22 protein-coding genes are annotated in these 23,745 nt (G+C 71.0%); 9 read left to right on the forward strand and 13 right to left on the reverse strand.

Annotated features, from left to right (window positions below):
- Positions 1 to 22: 22 nt before the first annotated feature.
- From F9C11_RS34460 to F9C11_RS34470, 3 genes are all read right to left on the reverse strand, one after another.
- Positions 23 to 787: a sulfite exporter TauE/SafE family protein gene (locus F9C11_RS34460; RefSeq protein ID WP_409181540.1), complete on the reverse strand. Its 765-nt coding sequence runs from the start codon at positions 785 to 787 to the stop codon at positions 23 to 25.
- 67 nt (positions 788 to 854) lie between these two features.
- Entirely contained in the window at positions 855 to 1,580 is a 726-nt protein-coding gene (locus F9C11_RS34465) for a GntR family transcriptional regulator (protein WP_409181541.1), read from the reverse strand.
- Between the two features lie 795 nt (positions 1,581 to 2,375).
- Positions 2,376 to 3,140, reverse strand: a complete 765-nt coding sequence (locus F9C11_RS34470; RefSeq protein ID WP_409181542.1) for an SGNH/GDSL hydrolase family protein — start codon at positions 3,138 to 3,140, stop codon at positions 2,376 to 2,378.
- A 128-nt stretch (positions 3,141 to 3,268) separates the two neighbouring features.
- Here F9C11_RS34470 and F9C11_RS34475 point away from each other — a divergent pair, with 128 nt between their 5' ends.
- Complete coding sequence (locus F9C11_RS34475) at positions 3,269 to 4,483, forward strand: nucleotide disphospho-sugar-binding domain-containing protein (RefSeq protein WP_409181543.1); 1,215 nt, start codon at positions 3,269 to 3,271, stop codon at positions 4,481 to 4,483.
- Here F9C11_RS34475 and glgC read toward each other — a convergent pair.
- The 4 genes from glgC to F9C11_RS34495 form a co-directional block, all read right to left on the reverse strand.
- Entirely contained in the window at positions 4,480 to 5,697 is a 1,218-nt protein-coding gene (gene glgC, locus F9C11_RS34480; RefSeq protein ID WP_409181544.1) for a glucose-1-phosphate adenylyltransferase, read from the reverse strand. The genes F9C11_RS34475 and glgC overlap by 4 nt on opposite strands.
- Complete coding sequence (gene glgA, locus F9C11_RS34485) at positions 5,694 to 6,851, reverse strand: glycogen synthase (protein ID WP_409181545.1); 1,158 nt, start codon at positions 6,849 to 6,851, stop codon at positions 5,694 to 5,696. The genes glgC and glgA overlap by 4 nt, the downstream gene beginning before the upstream one ends.
- A gap of 66 nt (positions 6,852 to 6,917) precedes the next feature.
- Positions 6,918 to 7,673 carry a putative protein N(5)-glutamine methyltransferase gene (locus F9C11_RS34490; RefSeq protein ID WP_409181546.1) on the reverse strand — a complete coding sequence of 252 codons (756 nt, stop codon included), beginning with the start codon at positions 7,671 to 7,673 and terminating at the stop codon, positions 6,918 to 6,920.
- Positions 7,670 to 8,155 carry a universal stress protein gene (locus tag F9C11_RS34495; RefSeq protein WP_409181547.1) on the reverse strand — a complete coding sequence of 162 codons (486 nt, stop codon included), beginning with the start codon at positions 8,153 to 8,155 and terminating at the stop codon, positions 7,670 to 7,672. Before F9C11_RS34495 ends, F9C11_RS34490 begins: the two co-directional genes overlap by 4 nt.
- Before the next feature lie 209 nt (positions 8,156 to 8,364).
- On the opposite strand from F9C11_RS34495, the gene F9C11_RS34500 reads away from it, so the two are divergent.
- Positions 8,365 to 10,437 (forward strand): AMP-binding protein, encoded by a 2,073-nt coding sequence (locus F9C11_RS34500; protein WP_409181548.1) that lies wholly within the window; start codon positions 8,365 to 8,367, stop codon positions 10,435 to 10,437.
- Between the two features lies 1 nt (position 10,438).
- Here F9C11_RS34500 and F9C11_RS34505 read toward each other — a convergent pair whose 3' ends face one another.
- Positions 10,439 to 11,035, reverse strand: a complete 597-nt coding sequence (locus tag F9C11_RS34505) for a hypothetical protein (RefSeq protein WP_409181549.1) — start codon at positions 11,033 to 11,035, stop codon at positions 10,439 to 10,441.
- 311 nt (positions 11,036 to 11,346) lie between these two features.
- On the reverse strand, positions 11,347 to 12,231 hold the full coding sequence (locus F9C11_RS34510) for a LysR family transcriptional regulator ArgP (RefSeq protein WP_409181550.1): 885 nt from the start codon (positions 12,229 to 12,231) through the stop codon (positions 11,347 to 11,349).
- A 40-nt stretch (positions 12,232 to 12,271) separates the two neighbouring features.
- Here F9C11_RS34510 and F9C11_RS34515 point away from each other — a divergent pair, with 40 nt between their 5' ends.
- The 7 genes from F9C11_RS34515 to F9C11_RS34545 all read left to right on the forward strand — a co-directional run bounded on the left by F9C11_RS34515 (position 12,272) and on the right by F9C11_RS34545 (position 19,935).
- Positions 12,272 to 12,907 carry a LysE/ArgO family amino acid transporter gene (locus tag F9C11_RS34515; RefSeq protein WP_409181551.1) on the forward strand — a complete coding sequence of 212 codons (636 nt, stop codon included), beginning with the start codon at positions 12,272 to 12,274 and terminating at the stop codon, positions 12,905 to 12,907.
- A gap of 70 nt (positions 12,908 to 12,977) precedes the next feature.
- Positions 12,978 to 13,430: a MarR family winged helix-turn-helix transcriptional regulator gene (locus F9C11_RS34520; protein WP_409181552.1), complete on the forward strand. Its 453-nt coding sequence runs from the start codon at positions 12,978 to 12,980 to the stop codon at positions 13,428 to 13,430.
- The gene (locus tag F9C11_RS34525) at positions 13,427 to 14,224 is read left to right on the forward strand and encodes an ABC transporter ATP-binding protein (protein ID WP_409181553.1); all 798 of its coding nucleotides are present in this window, start codon (positions 13,427 to 13,429) and stop codon (positions 14,222 to 14,224) included. Before F9C11_RS34520 ends, F9C11_RS34525 begins: the two co-directional genes overlap by 4 nt.
- 211 nt (positions 14,225 to 14,435) lie before the next feature.
- The gene (locus F9C11_RS34530; RefSeq protein WP_409181554.1) at positions 14,436 to 15,245 is read left to right on the forward strand and encodes an ABC transporter permease; all 810 of its coding nucleotides are present in this window, start codon (positions 14,436 to 14,438) and stop codon (positions 15,243 to 15,245) included.
- Between the two features lie 45 nt (positions 15,246 to 15,290).
- Entirely contained in the window at positions 15,291 to 17,420 is a 2,130-nt protein-coding gene (locus F9C11_RS34535) for a transglycosylase domain-containing protein (RefSeq protein WP_409181555.1), read from the forward strand.
- Between the two features lie 238 nt (positions 17,421 to 17,658).
- A complete protein-coding gene (locus F9C11_RS34540) occupies positions 17,659 to 18,078 on the forward strand; it encodes a contact-dependent growth inhibition system immunity protein (protein ID WP_409181556.1) in 420 nt (139 codons plus the stop codon).
- A 243-nt stretch (positions 18,079 to 18,321) separates the two neighbouring features.
- Positions 18,322 to 19,935, forward strand: a complete 1,614-nt coding sequence (locus F9C11_RS34545) for an AMP-binding protein (protein ID WP_409181557.1) — start codon at positions 18,322 to 18,324, stop codon at positions 19,933 to 19,935.
- Between the two features lie 277 nt (positions 19,936 to 20,212).
- Here F9C11_RS34545 and F9C11_RS34550 read toward each other — a convergent pair whose 3' ends face one another.
- From F9C11_RS34550 to F9C11_RS34565, 4 genes are all read right to left on the reverse strand, one after another.
- Complete coding sequence (locus F9C11_RS34550; protein ID WP_409181558.1) at positions 20,213 to 20,620, reverse strand: ATP-binding protein; 408 nt, start codon at positions 20,618 to 20,620, stop codon at positions 20,213 to 20,215.
- Between the two features lie 2 nt (positions 20,621 to 20,622).
- Positions 20,623 to 20,997: an STAS domain-containing protein gene (locus tag F9C11_RS34555; RefSeq protein WP_409181559.1), complete on the reverse strand. Its 375-nt coding sequence runs from the start codon at positions 20,995 to 20,997 to the stop codon at positions 20,623 to 20,625.
- Positions 20,998 to 21,590: 593 nt separating this feature from the next.
- The gene (locus tag F9C11_RS34560) at positions 21,591 to 23,186 is read right to left on the reverse strand and encodes an FMN-binding glutamate synthase family protein (protein WP_409181560.1); all 1,596 of its coding nucleotides are present in this window, start codon (positions 23,184 to 23,186) and stop codon (positions 21,591 to 21,593) included.
- Between the two features lie 41 nt (positions 23,187 to 23,227).
- Positions 23,228 to 23,713 (reverse strand): DUF6790 family protein, encoded by a 486-nt coding sequence (locus F9C11_RS34565; protein ID WP_409181561.1) that lies wholly within the window; start codon positions 23,711 to 23,713, stop codon positions 23,228 to 23,230.
- Positions 23,714 to 23,745 lie beyond the last annotated feature (32 nt).

Genomic DNA, 23,745 nt, shown 5'->3' on the forward strand with positions numbered 1-23,745 from the left:
GCCGGGTGGCGGCCACCCGGCTTCAGCCGTGCAACGCGAGATACGGCGCGATCCCGACCAGCACCGCGACGAGAACGGCTTTAAGCGTCTTGGTCGACAGCGCGTGCGCGATCCGCCAGCCGAGCACAACGCCCGCCAGCTCCGGAATCCCGACAATCGCCGCCAGCCGCCAGTCGACCGCTCCGTCCAGGACATAACCGAGGGTGCCGACGCCGGCGATCACCACCGACTGCACCTGCGCCGCGGCGAGCGCGCCGAGCACCGGCATCCCGGCGACCACCAGCAACGGCACCGCCAGCATCGGCCCGCCGACCCCGACCAGCCCCGCGACCACCGCGACCCCGGCCCCGATCGCCCCCGCGACCGGCGTCCCGACGGCCCGCTCCCGTCCCTTGAACCCGACGAACACCGCCACGACCAGCGCGAATCCGCCGAGGACGATTCCGAACGCCTTAGCGGACACCCAGGAGTTCAGCAGCACCCCCAGCGGCGTCCCCACTGTCGCGGCCGCGGCGAGAACTCCCGCCACCCGCCGGGTTTCCGGCTCCCGCAACTGTCCGGAACGGACGAACGCGGCACTGCCGAGAATCCCGGTGGCCACGTGCGTGACGATCGCCGTCCCGGCCACCTGCGCCGGGGTGAGCGAGGTGAAGACGAACAGCCCGACGGTCGCGAGCACCCCGCCCGGCCCGACGGCGGTGATGCCGATCCCGGCGAGCAACCCGGTCACGATGAGCGCCGCGATCACCTGGGCCACCACCGAAAGCCGCTCTCGCCCCGCCGGCACCCGCAGCCTGCCAATCGAATCACTCCCTCTCGGTGCACCGGCCGCCCCGGCAACCGATTTCGGCGGATCACCCCGGCCCCCGGTGCAAGGTCGCGCGCAAGGTGAGCCGGTCCGCGCGGATGTGCAGCCACTCCGCGTCCACCGGCCGCCCGTCCGGCAGCCGGGTCAACCGGTCGAGGGCGAACACCGCGGTCCCCGGCGCGATGTCCAGCAACGCGGCCGTGTCCGGCCCGGCGGACACCGCGTGCACCTCGACCTCCGCCCGCCCCAGCCGGATGCCGTTGGTCTCCTCCAGCAGCGCGAACAGGTCCCGGTGCGCCAAATCCTTGCCCAGCAACGGAATTCCCAGGTCGGCGACCAGATACGTCGAGTCCAGCGACAACGGCGCCCCGCCCAGCCGCCGGACGCGCTCCAGGTGCACGACCTCCTCCCCCGCCGCCAGGCCGAGACGCTCCGCCACCGCGGGCGGCGCGGCGACCGTCCCGGCCGTGCGCACCTCGTTCACGACCTCGCCGTGCCCCTCGAGCGCCTCGGCCAGCCCGGTCAGCTGGTCGAGCCCGTGGCCGTACTTCGGGCGCACCACCACCGTCCCGACACCTTGCCGACGCTCGACCAGCCCCTCGTCCCGCAACAAGCCGAGCGCCTCCCGGACGACGTTCCGCGACGCGCCGAACCACTCGCCCAGCTCGCGCTCGCCCGGAAGCAACTCGCCGACCTCGCCCGCGACGATCCGCTGCCGCAACCCGTCGGCCACCTGCCGGGCCCGTTCCGCCCTCCGCTGCGCAGTCACCACGCCGGCGACGCTACCGGGGTTTGTATTACGCCGAGGTTACGCCACCCAGGTTGACCTGGGGAAACGTTGTGAGCAGCGGCAATGCGCGGCTGGGGTGCGGGTTCCGCCACCACGCGCTGGCAGAAGGCCGCCCTCCGGCCGTCGACCGCACCGCCGGGCACGCGGGCCGATGACGACGCGCCGTCGCCCAGGTCGCGGAAACACCGCGAGCAGCGACCGGCAGAAGCCCACCATCCAGCCACCGGCCGCCCCACCCGGCAAGCGGACCGCGACCCGCCCGCCGCCGCGCCTGCAACCCGTTCAGCGACGGCAAGCCCCGCTCGCCCGTCGCGGTCCCGGGTGCCGAAACAGCCCCGGCGAGGTCGTGCCGTCCTCCGCACGACCTCCGGACCTCGGCAGCTCCCGCAAGACCGCAGCCCGGGAACGGCGGCTCCCCGACGCCGCCGCTCAACCGCCGTCCAGCCCCGCCGCACCCCAGCTCGACCAGGCCAGATCAACCACCGAACCGTGCACAGTCGCGACCGCCGAACCCCGGCAACCCCCGCCAACACCGCAGCCCGGGAACGACGGCTCCCCCAAGCCGCCACTCAACCGCCATCCAGCCCACCACCTCCCAGCGCAGCCAGGCCAGATCAACCACCGAACCGTGCACAGTCGCGACCGCCGAACCCCGGCAACCCCCGCCAAGACCGCAGCCCGAAACGGCGGCTCCCCGAAGCCGCCGTCCGAAGCCGCCGTCCGACCCGCCGCACCCCAGCGCGGCCAGCCCGGATCAGCGACCCGACCCCGCACCGTTCAGCAAATACTCCCCAGACTCGACGTCCACCCCCACCACATCCCGTATTCGGCGAGGTTCCCCGCGTCGTTCAGGTGCACGTTGTCGGCCATCCACGGGCTCGGGTTCGGCAGATTCGCCGACCCGGCGGGCGGGATGTACTGCCGCAAATCGACGAGCGCCGTCCCCTTCGCCACCGCCGTCTGGTAGATCGCCGTGCCGTACTGCGACCAGAAGTACTTCTGCGTCTGCCCGCCCCACGGGTTGGGCGTCCACTTCAGCTCGGCGTAGATCGACAGCAGGATGTCCACTCCGGGCCGCGCCGCGCGGATGTTGTCGATGAGCTTGCCGAGGTTCGCCTTGAACACCGCCGGGTCGACCTGGGCGATCAGCTCGTTGCCGCCGAGGTCGACGAGCACCAGGTCGGGCTGGCGTTGCGTGAGGTCGGCGAGCGCGCCGGTCGTGTCGGGCCAGCGGCCGCCGGGGAGGTAGTCGGTCGCCATCGCGCCGTTGTGCGCGTAGTTCTTGGTCGTGGTGTTCCACTCGGCGTGGAGGTCGTTGGCGATTTTCGTGGTCCAGCCGTAGGTGGTCGGAGCGTAAGTGTCCGTCGTGGACTGGTAGCCCGTGGTGCCGTAGCCGGTGTCGGCGGACGTGCCGAGGATCGCCACCTGCTCCTTCTTGGTGCACCACGTACTGGTCTGGCCTGCGTCGGCGGCGACGGCGGGGGACATCGCGATGCCGAGGCCGACCAGGGTCAGCAATGCCGCGATACGGGATCTTCGCATGGGGGACCGGGCCTTTCCGGGGAGAGATGATCTGCGGATGTGTCGCGGCGGCGGCCCGGCGCGTTACCGGGGTTCGGAAACGGGAACCGGGATGCGGGGAGCGTCACGGTTCTGGCAGTCTCGGAGGCGTGAAGATCTTGTTCGCGTCCGCGCCCGGGTACGGGCTCACGCTGCCGCTGATCCCGGTCGTCTGGGCCGCCCGCGCCGCCGGGCACGAGGTGCTGCTGGCCACCACCGCCGAGATCGCCGAGGTGTCCGCGCGCGCCGGGCTGCCGGTCGCCGACGTCTTCCCCGGCCGCGACATCTGGGCCGACCTGCTGGCCACCGTCAAGGACGGCAGTGCCCCGGACCCGGACGAACCCGAGGAGTACCGGATCGCCCGGCGGCACCAGGGGCCGTTCGGCCTCTTCACCGCCGCGATGACCGAAGGCACCGTCGAAGCGGGCCGGGCGTTCGGCGCGGAGCTGGTCGTCTACCCGTCCGACCACGGGGCCGGCGCGCTCGCCGCGGCCGCGCTCGGCGTGCCCGCGCTCGAGGTCGGCAACCGGATCTCGTGGTCGACCCGCGACCTCTCGTGGCGCACCGAGCACGACGACTTCCTGGACGGCGAACTCGTCACGCTGATGCGCGAGAAGCTCGGCATCGGCGACGCGCCGGCGAACGTCCTCGCCCGGATCGACCCGCGCGCGCCGAGCATGGGCGGGCTGCGGGCGGACGAGGAGCACCCCGACGAACGCGACGGCGTCCCGTGGTGGCCGATGCGGTTCGTGCCCTACAACGGCGGGGCCGTGCTGCCGGAGTGGGCCCTGCGGAAGCCGGAACGGCCTCGGGTGGCTGTCACGCTGGGCACGGTGGTTCCGGCGATGAGCGGGGTCAGCAGCCTGAAGGTGGTGCTCGACGCGCTCGGCGGGATGGACGTCGAAGTCGTTCTCGCGGCGGGCACCGCTGATCTGAGCGAACTGGGCGAGCTTCCGGGGAATGTCCGGTCGGTGGGGTATTTGCCGCTGTCGGCGTTTTTGCCGGGATGCGCGGCGATCGTGCACCACGGCGGGTCCGGGACCACTGCAGCGCCGTTGTTCTACGGAGTGCCGCAGCTGGTTCTGCCCAGCTTCGCGGACAATCCGATGTCGGCGGAGCGAGTGGTCGACCGGGGCGTCGGGCTGAGCCACGATCCGTCCACTGTGGACGTGTTCACGGTGCGGAAGCTGGTGGCGCAGCTGCTCGAGGACGAGTCGTTCCGCCGCGCGGCCGCGGAGGTCCGGGCGGAGATGGGCGAGCAGCCCGCCCCGGCCGACGTCGTCGCGCGCGCGGTCGCGGCCCTCCGCGGGGAAGCCGCGGGCTAGATGGCCGTTTCCCCCTTGCCCAGCACGACGATCCCGAAGTCGCTGACGTGGTAGTGGCCGCGATCCCGGGCCAGGTCCACCCCGATGTGCGCTCCCGGCGGGACGACGACGTTCTTGTCCAGGATCGCGCGCCGCACCACCGCGCCGCGCCCGACCCGGGCGCCGTCCAGCAGCACCGAGCCCTGCACGACCGCGCCGTTCTCGATGAAAACGTCCGGCGACAGCACGGAATCCACCACCTGCGCGCCGGAGATGATGCAGCCGTTGCTGACGATCGACTGGGTCGCCGTGCCGCCTTCCACGAATTTCGCCGCCGCGCGCTGGCCGGGATGGGCCAGGATCGGCCATTTCCGGTTGTACAGGTTGAAAATCGGCTGCGTCGAAATCAAATCCGTGTGCGCGTCGTAATAGCTGTCGATCGTTCCGACGTCGCGCCAGTAGCCGTGGTCCCGGTCGGTTTCGCCGGGCACCACATTGCCGTTGAAGTCGTAGACGGCCGCCTCGGATTTCTCCACCAGCGCCGGGATGATGTCGCGGCCCATGTCGTGTTTGGACGCCGGGTTCTTCGCGTCCTCGTGGAGCGCGTCGAGCATCACCTGCGTCGTGAACACGTAATTGCCCATCGACACGTACGATTCGTCCGGCGAATCCGGCAGGCCCGGCGGGTCGTCGGGTTTCTCCAGGAACGCGTCGATCTTGGTGCCGTCCTCGGTGCTGATCACGCCGAACGAACGGGCCTCCGCGCGCGGCACGCGGATGCCGGCGACCGTCACACCCGCGCCGGACGCGATGTGCGCGTCGATCATCTGGCGCGGGTCCATCCGGTAGATGTTGTCCGCGCCGAACACCGCGATGTACGCGGGCGATTCGTCGTGCACCAGGTTCAGGCTCTGGTGGATCGCGTCCGCGCTGCCCTGGAACCAGCGCGGGCCCAGCCGCTGCTGCGCCGGCACCGGCGTGACGTACTCGCCGGTCAGCGACGACAGCCGCCACGTCGTCGAGATGTGCCGGTCCAGCGAATGCGATTTGTACTGCGTCAGCACGCAGATCCGGCGGATCCCGCCGTGCACCAGATTGGAGAGCACGAAGTCGATCAGCCGGTGCACGCCGCCGAACGGGACCGCGGGTTTCGCCCGGTCGGTGGTCAGCGGCATCAGCCGTTTGCCCTCGCCGCCGGCGAGAACGATCCCCAGCACATCGGATCCGTCGATCACGAAACCCTCCCGCACGCCTCGTAAACCCCGACCGTCGCGGCGGCGATCGCTGCCCAGCCGAACTCTCCCACCGCGCGGTCCCGTCCGGCCAGCCCCAGCCGGGCGGCGCGCTCGCGGTCGGCGGCCAAGCCGTTGATCCCGCGCGCGAGCCCGGCCTCGAAAGCGCCGGGCTCGTTCTCGTCGTAATGCACCAGCACCCCGGTCTCGCCGTCGGCGACCACCTCCGGGATCCCGCCGACGTCGCTGGCCACCACCGCGGTGCCGCACGCCATCGCTTCCAGGTTCACGATGCCGAGCGGTTCGTACACCGACGGGCAGACGAACACGAGCGCATGTGTCAGCAGCTGGACGACTTCGCCGCGCGGCAGCATTTCCGGGATCCAGTGCACCCCAGAGCGTTTTTCCTGCAATTCCGCGACCAGCCCGCGGAACTCCGCGTCCAGTTCCGGCGTGTCCGCGCCGCCCGCGCACAGGACCAGCTGCACGTCCTCGTCCAGCGCGGCCCCGGCACGCACGAGATGCGGCACGCCCTTCTGCCGCGTGATCCGGCCGACGAACAACGCGTACGGCCGGTTCGGGTCGATGCCGTGCTTCTCGAGTACATCGGTGCCGGGATCGGGTTGGTACAGCTCGGTGTCGATGCCGTTGCGCACCACGTGCACCCGCGCCGGATCGACGTTCGGATACGCCGCGAGCACATCGCGCCGCATGCCGGAGCTGACCGCGATGATCGCGTCCGCCGCCTCGTAGGCCTCGCGCTCGATCCACGACGACACGCGGTAGCCGCCGCCGAGCTGCTCGGCTTTCCACGGCCGCAGCGGTTCGAGCGAATGCGCGGTGATGACGTGCGGGATGCCGTGCGCGAGCTTCGCGAGATGCCCGCCGAGGTTCGCGTACCAGGTATGACTGTGCGCGAGATCGTGCCCGGCGAGCGCGTCGGCCATCGAAACCGCGATGTCCATCGTGGCGAACGCGGGCTGGGCGTATCCGTGCGCGTCTCGGTGCCCGCGCGCGCCGTCCGGCCGGTCGGGGCCCCAGCAGTGCACGTCGAGGTCGACCAGCGACCGCAGCTCCCGGGCGAGGAACTCGACATGCACCCCCGCTCCCCCGTACACGTCCGGCGGGTACTCCCGGGTGAGCAGGCCGACCTTCATGGGTTGACCCTAGACGTCCCCACCGGACGCACGCAGTACGGAATGCGGGCGAATCCGGTTCGCCGCTCAGTGTTCGCGTTGTCCTACCACGACTGTCGCGCCGAGTTCGTCGTCTTCTTCGACGGACGCGACCAGCCCTGACCGGCGCAGTTCGGCCGTCGCGGCGGCCGCTTGACGTTCGCTGGCTTCGAAAAGCACGTGTCCGCCGGGCGCGAGCCACGCCGGAGCCTCCGCGACCACGCGGCGGAAAACGTCGAGACCGTCTGCTCCCCCGTCGAGCGCGACCCGGGGTTCGTGGTCGCGTGCCTCGGGCGGCATGAACGCGACGTCGCCGGTCGGGACGTACGGGACGTTCGCGATCACCACGTCCACCCGGCCGCGCAACCGTCGCGGAAGAGGTGCGTAGAGATCGCCTTGGTAGACCTCACCAGGCACGTTGCGCCGCGCGCAGCCGACCGCGGCGGGCTCGACGTCCGCCGCGTGCAGTTCGATCCCGGGCACCTCGGCCGCGACCGTCGCGCCCAGCGCACCGGAACCGCAGCACAGATCGAGCACCACTGAACGCTCGTGCGCGAACCCGGCGGCCAGCCGGACGAGCAGCTCGGTGCGATGCCGGGGTACGAAAACGCCCGGCGCGACGACGAACCGGCGGCCGGCGAACTCCGCCCAGCCGAGGATGTGCTCCAGCGGCTCCCCGGCGACCCGGCGCTCGACCATCCCGGCCAGGTCGCCCGGTTGGCCCAGCAGAAGCCGGGCCTCGTCCTCGGCGAACACGCATCCGGCGGCGCGCAGCCGAGTGACGATGTTCTCGAAATCGCTCACGGCACCACGACGACCGGCCAGGTCGCCGCGCGCACCAGCCGGTTGCCGACCGAGCCGACGAGCCGGTGCCCGCCCTGTTCGGAAGCGCCGACCACGACCATGTCGGCGTTCGCCTCCAGCGCGGCCTGGCGCAGTTCGGGGAAGGTCTCGCCGCGGCGGACCACGAACGTGACCGGCACCTGCAGGTCGGCCGCCCGGTCGCGCAGTTCCGCGCGCAGCTGCTCGATCTCCTCCTCGAAGGTCTGCTGCTGCACGTCGACGACGGCGGCCGCGGCGAGCCCGGTCCACACCGTCGGCGCGGCCACGTACACCACGACCAGCCGCGCGCGCTGCCGCCGGGCGAGACCGCCGCCGTACGCGGTCGCCCGCAGCCCGGTCGGCGAAGTGTCCGCCCCGACCAGGATCACGCGCGGTCCGTCGGTGCCCCGTTCGTACGGGCCCGGGTCCCAGCTGGGTCCGTATTCCTCGACCAGTTGCTCCACCCGGCCCATTATGTCCGGAGCGCCGGAACCCGCCGGTCCGCGGCCGCCGCCGGCCCCGGGGGACCCGGCAAGAAAATTCCCATCTGGTTGGATTTCCCGTCCTTCGGAGTACCCCAGGCCCGCAGTGCCTGGTAGCGTCCCCGCAACCTGAACACGCGTCCGGGAAGGACCGGGGAGCCCACACGCGTGCGGCGGCGAGGCGGATCGCGATGCGAGACGATGTGGTCGAGGCGAGTGCGGTGGTCGGGCACCCGCCCGGACAGGTGTGGCAGATCGTCGGCAGCCCCGAGCTGTACCCGAGGTTCGTCCCGGCGATCAGCTGGTGCGAGGTCACCGTGCCGGCCGAACGCGGCCGCGGGCCGCACTGCCTGATCCGGCTCGCCCCGGACCGGGAAACCCTGGTCGAGGGCACGATCCACGCGGCGGTCTACCGGCCGGGCGAGCACGTCGTCTGGTGCGGGCTGCCGGACGAGCGCACCTGGGTGTCGGTCGAACTGCGGCCGGTCCCGCGCGGCGGCACCGAGATCGTGCTGCGGATGATGCTCCCGTCGCTGCCGCCGGAACACTCCGGCCTGCTCGCCCGCGGCACGGTGAAAGGCCTGCTCAAACAGCTGGCGAAGCGGATCGGGCAGCAGCTGTCCGGGCTGCCCGGCGACCCGCCGGAGCAGGAGCAGGCCACCGCCCTGCGCACGGCGAACACGCTGGTCCGCGCGGGCGTGCTGGCCGCGGGACGGCCGGACAAGATGGTCAAGCAGCTCAGTTCCCTCGCGCGCTGGGGCGCGACGCTGGCCGGCGGATACCTCGCCGCGGCCGCCCGCGGCGCCGACGACGTCGCGGTGCACGACGAGCGCAACACCCGCACGTTCGGCGAGATCGACGAGCGCAGCAACCAGCTGGCCAACGCACTGGCCGCGCTCGGCGTCGAGGCCGGTTCGCGGGTCGCGCTGATGTGCCGCAACCACGCGGCGATGGTCGAGGCGTTCGTCGGCTGCAGCAAACTCGGCGCCGACGTCATCCTGCTCAACACCGGCCTCTCCCCCGCCGCCGTCGAGGAAGTGCTCACGCAGCATCCGCCCGCCGCGGTGCTGGCCGACGACGAGTTCGCGCCGATCATCGCGTCGGTGCCCGGCGAGTTCCCGCGGGTGAGCACGTGGGACGACGCCGACCAGGGCTACCGCACGCTCGACGAACTGCTCCAGGACGCCCCGACGGCCCGGCCGAAGCCGAGCGAACGCGAAGGCCGGATCGTCGTGCTGACCTCCGGCACCACTGGCGCGCCGAAGGGCGCCCGCCGTCCGACGCCGAAGGGCGTGAGCACGTCGGCGACCGTTTTGTCGCGGATCCCGTTGCGGGCCAGGGACAAGATCGCGGTGGCCGCGCCGCTGTTCCACAGCTGGGGCCTGGCCGCGATGCAGCTCGGCATGGCGCTGCGGGCGGAACTGTCGCTGATCCGCCGGTTCGACGCGGAGCAAACCCTGCGCACGATCGCCGAACACCGCTGCGACGCGCTGTTCGCGGTGCCGATCATGCTGCAGCGGATCCTCGACCTGCCCGAACGCGTGCGCAGCCGGTACGACCTGTCGTCGCTGCGGATCGTGGCGAGCAGCGGGTCGGCGATGCCGGGCGCGTTCGTGACGTCGTTCATGGACACCTTCGGCGACGTCCTCTACAACTTCTACGGCTCCACCGAGGTGTCCTGGGCGAGCATCGCCGACCCGGCGGACCTGCGCGCCGCGCCGACGTCGGCGGGCCGCTGCCCGCCGGGCACCCAGGTAGCGATCCTGGACGACGAACGCCGCCCGGTCCCGCCCGGCGACGAGGGCCAGATCTTCGTCGGCAACGACATGCTGTTCGACGGCTACACGAACGGTTCCAGCGTCCCCCGGGCCCACGACCTGATGGCGACCGGCGACGTCGGCTACCAGGACGCGTCCGGACGCCTGTTCGTCACCGGCCGCGCGGACGAGATGATCGTGTCCGGCGGCGAGAACGTGTTCCCGCGCCCGGTGGAGGAAGCACTGGCCGCACTGCCCGGGGTCCGGGACGCAGCCGTGGTCGGCGTCCCGGACGACGAGTTCGGCCAACGCCTCGCCGCCTACGTCGTCCTCCGCCACGGCGCCCGCATGCACGCCGAAGACGTCCGGCACTACATCCACCAACGCCTCGCCCGCTTCGCCGTGCCGCGCGACGTCTACTTCGTACCGGAGCTACCGCGCAATGCGACCGGGAAGATCGTGAAACGGCTCCTCAACGACGACCTCTGGCCCATCGCACAAAGCTGACTCACAACCGAGCCAACTGCCCCTCCGGCCCCGGGCTCGCCGCCGCGGCGGTCACGCTGAACCGGCCCGGTCCGAAGGTGTCCTCGCCGGCCGGGCCGGACGAGATCTGCCGGATGCTCGCGCTCAGGTCGGCCTCCACCCCGCCGGGGAGCTGCAGCCGGATCAGGAACGGCAGCACCAGGCCGACGACCACGAGCCCGACGAGCACCGTCGTGAGCGTCGTCAGCATGACGCCGGTGATCTTGTCCGGCAAGAAGAAGGCGACCCACAACGCGATCAGCGCGGCGACCACCACCACGACGCTGCCCGCCGTGCTGCTCCGGGTGATCCGCAGGCTTTCGCTGCGCTGCGCCTCGACGTTCCCCGGATCGAGTTTCACGCACCGCCGCAGGTCGCGGATCGCCTTGCGCCGCTGCATCGGCTTGGCCGGGAAATCCCCGGCGGACTCAGCCAGCTGGTACCGCGCGACGGCGGCCACGAAGTACGGTTCGGCTTCGTTCGCGGCAAGGGAAATCGCCTCCTGCGCGCGGGCGGGCGCGTCGGCGTGGAACTGCCTGCCTTGGGTGGCGTCGCCGCGTTCGATGAGCAATTTGGCCACTGCGACCAGCAATTGCCACCGCGGAAGGGCGCAATCGTTGCGGCGCAAGGTTTGCTGCAAGACGTCCTCGCCCTCGACGAAGTCCCCGGCCGACCGCCAAGGACTCCAGCGCTTCTTCCCGGCGGTACCGGATCAGCTGCGCCTTCCCCAGCGCCGGGTCGTCCGGGAACTCCCGCACCGCTTCGCGGTCCAGTTCCTCGGCCTCGTCCAGTCGTCGCTCAGCCGGTCGATCGCCTCGGCGCTGGCCCGTGCCGTCACCGGAGATCCTCTCGGCCGGAAAGCCCGCGCGTTCCTGTCTGCCGATCCGCCCGTTACGGCCCGAGCGCGCGCCCGGCCGCCCGCCCCACCGCCTCCGCCACCGCGGCCAGCGCGGGCGAGTCGAGCTTCCACTGCTGCCAGTACAACGCCACGTCCACCGCCCGGTCCGGCGCGAGATCCGTCAGGTCCCGCCCGGACAGCTGCAGCTCCGGCACCATCCCCCAGCCCAGCCCGGCCGCCACCGCGTCCACAAAGGACACCGACGCCGGGACGTAGTGCCGGACCCGGCTCGGCAGCTTGCGCCGGGTCAGCCTGCGCAGGAACCGGTCCTGCAGATCGTCTTTCCGGTCGAACAGCACGGCCGGCGCGGCGGGCAGCCGTTCCGCCAGCGGGCCGCCGTCCAGCCAGCGGCGCACGAACTCCGCCGACGCCACCGCCCGGTACCGCATCGTGCCGAGGCGGCTGACCGTGCAGCCCTGCACCGGCTGCGGCGTCGCGGTGATCGCGGCCATCACCAGCCCCTCGCGCAGCAGGGCGGCGGTGTGGTCCTGGTCGTCGCTGCGCAGGTCGAACGAGACCGGCGGTTCGGCGGGCACCTCTTCGAGCGCGGACAGGAACCAGGTGGCCAGCGAGTCCGCGTTGACCGCGATCGGCAGCGTGGCCGGCCGGCCGGGGCCGCCGAGGCCCAGCTCCGCGCGCGTGTCCGCTTCGAGCCGGGTCAGCTGCCGCGCGAACCGCACCAGCACCTCGCCGGATTCGGTGAGCCGCACGGGTTTCGACCGCAGCACGAGCACCCGGCCGATCCGCTGTTCCAGCGCCTTCACCCGCTGGCTCACCGCGGGCGGCGTCACGTGCAGCACCGCCGCGGCGCGGTCGAACGACTGCTCGTCCACCACCGCGAGCAAGGTGCGGACCTGGTCGAGCGGAAGATCGGACATCACGATCGCTTATCTTAGTTCAGAATCTTTACCTGGATTAATGCCCGCGGGCGCTTCTACCGTCGGCGGGGTGATCGCTGCGCTCAGCGCCGGATTCGGCACCGGCATGTCCCTCATCGTCGCCATCGGCGCCCAGAACGCCTTCGTCCTCCGCCAAGGGCTGCGCGGCGGCCTCGTCGTGCCGGTGATCCTCGTCTGCACGCTTTCCGACGCGATCCTCATCGCCGCCGGGGTGAGCGGGATCGGCGCGGTCCTGCAGCGGTGGCCGTCGGCGCTCCAGGCGATCGCGATCGTCGGCGGGCTTTTCCTTGTCGGGTACGGAATTCTCGCCGCGCGCCGCGCGTTCCGGTCGGGCACGCTGACCGTCTCCCCCGCGGACCTGTCCTCGCCGAAACGCACGCTCCTCACCTGCCTCGCGCTCACCTGGCTCAACCCGCACGTCTACCTCGACACGGTGCTGCTCGTCGGTTCCGTCGCGGCCGGACACGGGGACAGCCGCTGGCTTTTCGGCATCGGCGCGGTAGTCGCGAGCGCGGTCTGGTTCACCGCGCTCGGGCTCGGCGCGCGCAGGCTGTCCGCCGTCTTCGCGCGCCCCACGGCCTGGCGAATCCTGGACGGGGTGATCGCGGCGACCATGATCGCGCTGGGCGGCGCACTGCTGCTGCACCGGGGATGAATCGGCGGACTTCGGGCGAACGAGACATTTAGTGTTGCTAATAACTCTGAGTCAGAGCTAATGTGGCGGCATGCCCGCACCCCGGATCGACCTCGCCGAACGCGTTCTCACCGCTGTCCTGGGCATCCGCCGCGTCGTGCGCCGGCGCGTGGGAGCCGAACTGCCCGGATCGCATCTGCCGGGCTCGCAGGTGGAACTGCTGCGGGTGGTGCACCGGAACCCGGGCATCGGCGTCGCGGCGGCGGCCCGGGAGCTGAGCCTGGCCGGGAACTCGGTGAGCACGCTCGTGAACCTGCTCACCGAGGCCGGTCTGCTGCGCCGCGAAGTCGACCCGGCCGACCGCCGGGCCGCGCGGCTGCAGCTCACCGACGCGGCCCGGGACCGGATGGCGGCCTGGCGGCGCGCCCGGATCGGGCTGGTCTCCGACGCGCTCGCCCACCTGTCCGAAGAGGACACCGCGGCGATCGCCGCCGCGCTGCCCGCTCTCGAACGGCTCACCGAAGTGCTCAAGGAGGACACATGAGCGAACCGGCAGTCCGCTGCACCGGATTGCGGCACTCCTTCGGCGCCGCCGTCGCGGTCGACGGCGTGGATCTCGCCATCGAATCCGGCGAGGTCTTCGGACTCCTCGGCCCGAACGGAGCCGGGAAAACCACCACGATCCGGATGATCACGACGCTTCTGCCCGTGCCCGCGGACCACATCACCGTCTTCGGGCTCGACGTCGCCCGCCGCCGGACGGCCGTCCGCCGGCTGCTCGGCTATGTCCCGCAGCAGCTTTCCGCCGACGGCGCGCTCACCGGCCGCGAGAACGTCGCGCTGTTCGCCCGGCTCTTCGACGTTCCCCGCGCCCGGCGAGCCGCGCAGGTGCGCGAGGCACTGGAACTGGTCGGCCTGGAAAACGACGCGGACCGCCCCGCCGGACGGTACTCCGGCGGCATGATCCGCCGCCTGGAACTGGCGCAGGCGCTGGTCAGCTCGCCCCGGCTGCTGATCCTCGACGAACCGACCATCGGCCTCGACCCGGTCGCGCGCTCGGCGGTCTGGGAGCGGATCTCGGAAATCCGCGCCACCACCGGCATGACCGTGCTCGTCACCACCCACTACATGGACGAAGCCGAGCAGTACTGCGACCGCGTCGCGCTGATGCACACCGGCAAGATCCGCGCGCTCGGCACCCCGGCCGACCTCGAAGCCGGACTCGGCCCGGAGTCCACTTTGGACGACGTATTCCGGACAGTCACCGGCAACGCACTCGACGCGGGCGGGCTCCGCGACGTCCGCGCCGCCCGCCGCACCGCCCGCCGTCTCGGCTGACCCCCGCCGCATTCCCCCGCTCGCCACCGGAACGCGCTCCACGCAGAAGGAAACCGCATCACCCGCTGCCCCTGCCCCCTCCCATTCCACCTGACCACCGGAAACGCGCCCCGCACAGAAGGAAACCGCGACACCCGCCCCAGGCTAACCCCGTCCCCGCCGCATTCCAGCTCACCACCGGAAACGCGCCCCCACAAAGAAGGGAACCGCGATGTCCGCGCCACTCGCCGTGCCAGCCGACCCCAGTCCACTGGGCCAGCTGCGCGTGCTGTTCTCCCGCATCGGCGCGATGTGCCTGGTAGAACTGCAAAAACTCCGCCGCGACCAAACCGAACTGCTCACCCGGGCCATCCAGCCGGCCCTGTGGCTGCTGATCTTCGGCGAGACCTTCACCCGCCTGCGCGCGATCCCGACCGGATCCGTGCCCTACCTCGATTACCTCGCGCCCGGCATCCTCGCCCAGTCCGCGCTCTTCATCTCCATCTTCTACGGCATCCAGATCATCTGGGAACGCGACGCGGGCGTCCTCGCGAAGCTGCTCGTCACCCCGACGCCACGCGCCGCTCTGGTGACGGGCAAGGCTTTCGCCGCCGGAGTGCGCGCGCTCGTGCAGGCGTTCATCGTGGTGCTCCTGGCCGCACTGCTCGGCGTCGGGCTGACCGCGAACCCGTTGCGGTTGCTGGGCGCGGCGGTGGCCGTGGTGCTCGGTTCGGCCTTTTTCTGCTGTTTTTCGATCGTTATCGCCGGTTTGGTGCTTTCCCGCGAACGGCTGATGGGCATCGGCCAGGCGATCACGATGCCGCTGTTTTTCGGGTCCAACGCGCTCTATCCGGTGAACCTGATGCCGTCCTGGCTCAAGGCTCTGAGCCACGTGAACCCGCTCAGTTACCTTGTCGATGCCTTGCGGGGGCTCTTGATCGGGACCCCGGAGAACCTCGGAGCGGACTTCGGCGTCTTAGTGGGTGCGACCGCGCTGGCGATCGCGGTCGCTTCGGCTCTGCTGGGAAGGTTGGCTCGATGAAAAACCCCGAGATGCACACAGTTTCCTCACCGGGACAGGCATAACGTGGGAACCGTGTCTCGTCGCAGGGGGATAGCCCCGTTCCTCGGATTGTGCGTGCTGGCCGGGATTCTCGTCGCCGGCACGCTGGCGCCGGTCGCGATCGGAGCCGGCGTGCTGTCCAATCAGGTCAGCGATTCCGTCGACGCCATCTCCGCCGACCTGGTGCACGCGGAGCCGCCGCTCGTCACCACGGTCACCGACCGGAACGGCGGGACGATCGCGACTTTGTACTCGCAGTACCGCATTCCGGTCACCGCGGCGCAGATCTCCCCGGCGATGAAAGCCGCGATCGTCGACATCGAGGACCGCCGGTTCTATCAGGAGGGCGGCGTCGACCCGCAGGGCATGCTGCGCGCCGCGGTGCACAACAGTTCCGGCGGGAACCTGCAGGGCGCGTCCACGCTCACGCAGCAATACGTGAAGAACTACCTCGTGAACGTCGTGGACCGCAACAACAAGGCGGCGCAGCAACGGGATCAGGAGGATTCGCTGGCGCGCAAGCTGCGCGAGGCGAAGATAGCCGTGCAGCTGAGCCAAACCGTGTCCAAGGACGACCTCCTGGCCGACTACCTGAACGTGGTCGAGTACACCGGCACGGTCTACGGCGTCGGAGCCGCCGCGCAGGCGTATTTCGGGACGACGGCGGACAAACTGACCGTGCCGCAGGCCGCGCTGCTGGCCGGGATGGTGAACAACCCGAACATCTACAACCCGTACACGCATCCGGACAAGGCGCTCCAACGGCGCAATCTGGTGATCGACGCGATGGTGTCCGCACGCTCGATTCCGGCGTCCTACGGCGAAACCGCGAAGGCGACCCCGCTGGGCCTCAGCGGTCCGCGGCCGCAAGCACCGTCGAGCACGTGTCTCGGCGCGGCACCGGACGCCGGGTTCTTCTGCGCGTACGCGGTGCGCTACCTCGTGCAGTCCGGGCTCACCACCGACCAGATCGACACCGGCGGGTACACCGTGAAAACCACCATGGACCCGCACGTCAGCCAGGTGACGAAGGACGCGGTGGACGCGAACGTGCCGACCACGCAGGACGGCGTCGCCAACACCTTCGCGGTCGTGCAGCCCGGCAGCGACGGGCACCAGGTGCTCGCGATGGTCGCGAACCGCAATTACGGCACCGATCCCGACCAGGGCGAGACGTCCACGAACATCGTCGCCGACGCGAGCAACAAGTTCGGCGCGGGCTCGTCGTTCAAGATCTTCACCTCGGCCGCGGCGATGGTCGCCGGGAAGGCGGGCCTGAACACGCCGCTGCCGAACCCGTACCACGACTGCTTCAACCCGCCCAACATGAACCGGTACACGCACTGCTATCCGGTGAGCAACGACGGCACCAGCTACCCGAACCCGATCTCACTCGCCGCCGGGCTGGCGACGTCGCCGAACGTCGCGTTCGTCGGCCTCGAATCGCAAGTGGGCATGCCCGCGGTGCTCGACATGGCGCGGAAACTGGGCCTGCGCACCACCATGGCGACCAACGACGCGGGCACCAAGCCGATCACCGACCCGGCCGACCCGCGGTCGAAAAACCCGCAGTACAACGAACCGCAGTCGCAGTACTTCCAGAACCTGCTGTCCTTCACCCTGGGCAACAGCCCGGTCAGCCCGCTGGAAATGGCGAACGTCTCGGCCACCCTGATGAGCGGCGGCACGTGGTGCCCGCCCAATCCGATCCTGTCCGTCACCGACCGGCACGGCCAGCCCGTCGCGCTGCACCAGCAGGCGTGCGAACAGGTGATCCCGCCCGGCGTCGCGAACACGCTGGAGGCGGGGCTGAGCCAGGACACCACCGTCGGCACGTCGGCCCGCGCGGCCCAGGCGGCCGGCTGGACCCACCCGGACATCGGCAAGACCGGAACCACGCAGGAAAGCGAATCCGTCGCGTTCGTCGGCGGAGTCGACCACTACGCCGTGTCGTCCATGGTCTTCGCCGACGGCCCGCACCCCCAGGAAATCTGCCCCGGCACCCCAGTCCACCTGGGCGACTGCGGCCACGGCGCCTTCGGCGGCACAGTCGCCGCGCCACCGTACTTCGCCGCGATGAACCAGCTGCTGGCCGGACAGCCGGACGTCCCGATCCCACCCCCGGACCCGGCCTATCTGGACGCGCACGCCTGAGCCGCCCCGTGAGACCCGGAACCCGCCGACGCGACGGGCTCGCCGGAACAACGCGACCACCGAGAGGCCCGTCGATCCGAAGCGGTCCGCACAGTCACAGTCGCCGCGCCGCCCTGCTTCGCCGCGATGAACGGGCAGCCGCGTTCCGTGCGTCCCCTTCCCGGGGTTCCCCTCGTGGACTTCTCCCGGATCCTCGCCCCCTCGATGCGAAAATCCTTGCCGGAACGAGGTGAGCACCATGTCCCGACGAACCGACCGGTCCGCGCAATCGCTGGAACAGCTCGAAAACTCCGACTGGGGCGACCCGCCCGCCGACGCGACCCGGTTGATCGAAACCGTGCATCGCTTGCGGCGCAAGCCCCTCGCCCTGCTCACCGTCGAGGACCTCCGGCTCTTGCTCGGCCAGCAGGTCGGCGTGCCGTTCCTCGTGCCGCGCGCGCTGGCCATGCTGGAGCAGGATCCGCTGTGCGAAGGCGACTTCTACCCCGGCGACCTTCTCGAGGCGACGCTCCGCGCCCCGCTCTCCCACTGGCGAGCCCGGCCGGACCACCTCGAGCGGCTCGAACGCGTCCTCGCCTCGATCGACACGACCACCGAAGACTTCGACAGCCTTCCCCGCGAGCGGATCGACGCCTTCCGCGAGAAGCTCCGCGCCTGACCCGGGCGCCGCTCCAGCACGGCGGCCCGCCCGGAGAGAATTCCGCCCCGCCGCGTCGTCCGCACCCGCATCCCTTGCGCGGCCGGGCCCGATCCACCGCGCTCCGCGGGGACTCCAGCCGGGTTCCCGGCTGCGCTCCGTGCCCCCGCGAGCGCCGTCCGATGTTGCGTCTTCCTGACGGTCGTAAAACGTATTACAGTAGCTGGACGCGTGAATGGCCGTCGTCCGAATTGGGGGCACGCAGTGCAGCTCCAGCCGAGTGCGCATGTCGACACGTTCTGCCGGGACCACCTCCCGCCGTTCGAGCAGTGGCCGCGGTTGTGGTTCGACCTGCCCGAACTCCAGTACCCGGACCGGCTCAACGCGGCCACGCGCCTGCTCGACGACACGATCGCGCGCTGGGGAGCCGACCGTCCCGCGCTGCTGTCGCCCACCGAATCCTGGTCCTACGGCGACCTGCTGACCCGCGCCAACCAGATCGCCCACGAGCTGACCGCCCAGGGGGTCGTGCCCGGCAACCGCGTGCTGCTGCGCGGACCGAATACCCCGTGGCTCGCCGCGTGCTGGCTCGGCGTGCTGAAAGCGGGCGCGGTCGCCGTCGCCACCATGCCGATGCTGCGCGCGCACGAGCTGTCGAAAATCATCGAGGCCAGCACGCCCGTCCTCGCCCTCTGCGACCACCGGTATCCCGAGGAACTGCGGCCCTTCGACCTCCCGCTCGTCCCTTACGGCGGCGACAGCCCGGACGACCTGGCCGCCCGCTGCCCCGCCCGCCCGGCGACGTTCGAGGACGTCGACACCGCCGCGGACGACGTCGCGCTCCTCGCCTTCACCTCCGGCACCACCGGCCGTCCGAAGGCGACCATGCATTTCCACCGCGACCTGCTGGCCATCGCCGACACGTTCTCCCGGCACCTGGTCAAACCCCGGGAAACCGACCTGTTCTGCGGCACTCCCCCGCTGGCGTTCACCTTCGGCCTCGGCGGCCTGCTGGTGTTCCCGCTGCACGCCGGCGCCGCGACGCTGCTCGTCGAGCGCGCCACCCCGACCGAACTCGCGGACCTCGTCGCCGAGCATCACGTGACGGTGCTGTTCACCGCGCCCACCGCGTACCGGGCGATCCTGGCGTCCGACCGCCGCCCGCTGCTGTCCGTCCTGCGCCGCGCGGTGTCGGCGGGCGAGGCGCTGCCCGAATCCGTCGCGATCGACTTCCACGAGGCGACCGGCCACTGGCTCATCGACGGCATCGGCAGCACCGAAATGCTGCACGTCTTCATCTCCGCCGCCGACGAGGACGCCCGCCCTGGCGCGACCGGCCGCGTCGTGCCCGGCTACCGAGCACAGATCGTCGACGACAACGGCCGCCCCGTCCCCGACGGCACCCCGGGCCGCCTGGCCGTCCAAGGCCCGACGGGCTGCCGCTACCTCGCCGACGACCGGCAGACAGTCTTCGTCGAAGACGGCTGGAACCTCACCGGCGACACCTACGTCCGCGACTCCGACGGCTACTTCCACTACCGCGCCCGCAGCGACGACATGATCGTCTCGTCCGGCTACAACATCGCCGGCCCCGAGGTGGAAGAGGTGCTGCTGCGCCACCCGGACGTGCTGGAATGCGCGGTAGTAGCCGCCCCGGACGACGCCCGGGGCTCGATCGTCGCCGCTTACGTGGTCCTCAACGAGGGTGTTCCCGGCGACGAGGCGAAGGTCAAGGAGCTGCAGGACTTCGCGAAATCCCTTGCCGCGCCGTACAAATACCCGCGCCGGGTGGAATTCGTCCCGAACCTGCCGCGCAACCCGAGCGGCAAAGTGCAGCGCTACCTGCTCCGCCGCCGAGCCGCCGAACCGGTGAGCTGAGCACCGGACTTTCCGGGCCGCCCGCGCTGATTCGCCGAATGGGGAGCATCAGGCTGGGCTCCTCAACGGCCACCGCGCTGGCTCACTCGATCAGCCATCGCCCGCACCAACCGCTCTCGCAACGAAACCACCGCGCCGCTCGCACCGACCAGCCACTGTCCGCATGCGACCGGGTCACGGCCGAGCCCTCAACCGAACCGGCGACCCCCAGCCGAGACTCCGTCCCAACACGACAATCCGCACCAGCCCGGCAACGCGGAACCCCGGGCCGGAGTCCTCAGAGCCGCCACCGCAACGTGACGACCGTGCCGCCAGCGCTGGTTCGCACGTCCGATTCGTCCGCCGTCGCCTGCACCAGCAGCAGGCCGCGGCCGCGCACCGAAACCGGGTCGTTCTCGGTTTCGTCCGGCGGGCGCCATTCGCCGTGGTCCGCGATCACGACCTCGACGCTGTCCGAGCGGCACACCGCGTCGAGGTCGACCAGCCCCGGTTCTCCCGGATACGCGTGGTCCGCGACGTTCGCCAGCGCCTCGTATCCGGCCAGCACGATGTCGTGCGCCCGATCGTCCGGAATGCCCGACTCCCGCGCCCAGGCCAGCAGCCGGTGCCGCAGCGTGCGCAGCGACTCCGGTTCCGCCACGATCCCGTGGCAGCTCAGCGCGCGGGTGCCCTCCTGCACGTCCATCGTCAGCCGCCCGCCCCGGCGACCCCGGCCAGCGCTTGGTCGACCGAGGGGAACAGCGCGATCCACTCGTCGAGCCCGGTGCTCGTGAACGGCTTCGACGTGACCGACGACGTGCTCACCACCCGCAACGCTCCCGCGTCGAGCTTGCGGTGCGCGCCGGCCAGCACCTGCAGCCCGGACGAGCTGAGGAAATCGACCGCGCGCAGGTCGACCACCAGCACGCCGGGCTCGCGTTCCAGCACCCCGCCCACGACCTCGCCGAGTTCCGGCGCGGTGACCAGATCGATCTCGCCGCCCACGGTCACCACCGCGGCGGGTCCCCGCCACCGCACGGAAACCTCGAGGTCCCCCGGGTCCTGCCCGTTTGCCGAAGCCACGATCACCGATCGTGCCCGATCAGAGGACGGATCGCCAGCAGACCCCCCGGCCGGTGGCACCGCCGCCCCGCCGCCCGGCGGCGCGATCACTCCGCCAACAGCGAACCCGGCGACGCCCGGTCGCGGAGAACGGCACGTCAAGCCAAAGGTCCGGCCGGCCGCCCCCGCCAACCCCCGGCGGCTCACCACCCGGGGCGCGCCGCACGCGCCGATGCCGCTTCACCCGATCGGCTCCGTCAGCAAGACCCCTCGCCCGGCATGGTCACCCATGAAGTGCGGAGTCGGCGGAGTGCGCTGCCGAGACGCGCGCGCCGGCCAAGACAGCCACGCACCTGGACAGCCACCGAACCACCTGCGACGGCAGAACCGCGATCAGCAAAGTTCACCGCCAAGGCGCGCACGCCGACCAAGACAGCCCACAGCCACCGAACCACCCACGCCCAAACAACCCGGCCCACACCCGCGACAGCAGAACCCCGATCAGCGAAATCCGCCGCCAAGACGCACCCGCCAGCCAAAACAGCCACGCACCCAGCCAACCACCGAACCACCCGCGCCCAACCCACCCCGGCCACGCCGCACCAGAACAACGATCAAGCGAACCGGTCCGGATCAGCCGCGGCCCATTCCTCCGCCCATCCGCTCGGCGGCTCGGCCAGCAACTGCCCGGGCTCCAGCCAGTCGTACCACTCCGCATACGACAGCACCGTCCGCGCGTCCACCCGCCTCCGCAGCATGCGCGGCGACAGCTCCGAGGGATCCGAAACCCCCATCGCCGCCATGATGCGCATCGCCGAGGCGACCGTGGCCTCCTGATACCGCCGGACCCGCTCGGTCTTGTCCCCCACGTCCAGCGCCCGTCCCCGGCGCGGATCCTGCGTCGCGACCCCCACCGGGCACTTGTTGGTATGGCACCGCTGCGACTGGATGCATCCCACCGCGAACATCATCGCCCGCGCCGCGTTCGTGTAGTCCGCGCCCTGGATCAGCCGCTTCACCACGTCCGCCCCGGTCGCGACCTTCCCGCTCGCCCCGAGCCGGATCCGGTCGCGCAGTCCGGTGCCGACCAGTGCGTTGTGGACGATGTGCAGTCCCTCGGTGAGCGGCGTGCCGAGGTGGTCCGCGAACTCCAGCGGCGCGGCTCCGGTCCCGCCCTCGGCTCCGTCGACCACGATGAAATCCGGCGTGACCCCTTCCGTCAGCATCGCCTTGCACACCGCGAGGACCTGCATCCGCGACCCGACGCAAAGCTTGAACCCGGTCGGTTTCCCGCCGGCCAGCTCGCGCATCCGGGCGAGGAACAGCACCAGTTCGCGCGGCGTCGAGAAAACGCGGTGATACGGCGGGGAAACCACCGTTTCTCCCCTCGGAACCTCACGCACCCGGGCGATTTCCGCGTTCACCTTCGAACCCGGCAGCACGCCGCCCATTCCAGGTTTGGCGCCTTGCGAGAGTTTGAGGGAAACGCATTTGACCGCCTCGTGCGCGGCTTTGTCGGCGAACGTCGACGGGTCGAAATCTCCGTCCGAGGTCCGGCAGCCGAAGTAGCCGGTGCCGATTTCCCAGATCAAGTCGCCGCCGCCCCGCAGGTGGTGCTCCGAGAGCCCGCCTTCGCCGGTGTCGTGGGCGAACCCGCCGCGGGCAGCGCCCTGGTTCAACGCGAGGATCGCGTTGCCGGACAAGGAACCGAAGCTCATCGCGGACACGTTCAGCAAAGCCATCTCGTACGGCTTCGCGCAATCCGGACCTCCGACCCGGACCCGCGGCACGCGATCGGGAACCGGCACCGGCGCGAGCGACGGAACAAGGAATTCGTATCCCTCGGCGTACACATCACGCTCGGTGCCGAAAGGTTCTTCCGCCGCGGTTCCCTTGGCGCGCTGGTACACAATGGACCGGACATCACGGTCGTACGGACGGCCGTCGAAGTTGCGTTCCACAAAGTACTGCTGCAATTCCGGCCGGACGCTTTCGAGCAAGAAGCGCAGATGCCCGAGAACCGGGTAGTTCCGCAGCACCGAATGCCGCCGCTGCACGAGGTCGTAAACCCCGGTCGCCGCGAGCGCCAGCAGCGGCGCCGCCAGGAACCACCACCAGGCCGACACCGCCGCGCTGAGCACCACCGCCCCGGCCGCGAGCAGAACCAGCCCCGCGACCAGTCCTGATCGGACCGCACTGAGTCTCGCCACGGCGTCGAAACTAACCCCCGGGGCGAGACCGCGCAGGCCGGCTAGACCAGCGCGGGCTTCGCGACAGTCGCGGCCAGCCGCTTCGAGCGGACCGCGAGGACGATCAGCACCGCCGGGAACAGCAGGTCGCAGACCAGGACGCCGCCGGTGTTGCCCGGCGCGTGGTCGCCATTGGCGAACCACTGGCACCCGCGGCCGATCAGCGCGCCCCACAGGAACATCCCGGCTCCGAGGCCGACGGTGATCCGCTCCCGCGCGGTGGCCGACGACGAGGCGGCCCGGAAGCCCATCACCGCGAGCCCGAGGTTGGCGAACGCGATCTCGAACTGGAACGGCGAGCTGGCGAACCCGATCGCGTCGGCCATCACGCCCGGCGCGCCGAGGAAGGCGAAAACCCTCCACAGGCTGCCGCAGCCGAGCGCGGCGACGGCCCACCATCGTTGCCAGGTTTCGAGTCTGGCCCGCGGCGAAGGGCTCTTCCGGGCGCGGACGAGCGCACCGGCGACCGCGATCAGCGGCCAGCTCAAGGGGAACAGGGTCTGGGCGAGGCAAGGGATCT

The organism is Amycolatopsis sp. VS8301801F10, assembly GCF_046195355.1.
Lineage (GTDB): Bacteria > Actinomycetota > Actinomycetes > Mycobacteriales > Pseudonocardiaceae > Amycolatopsis.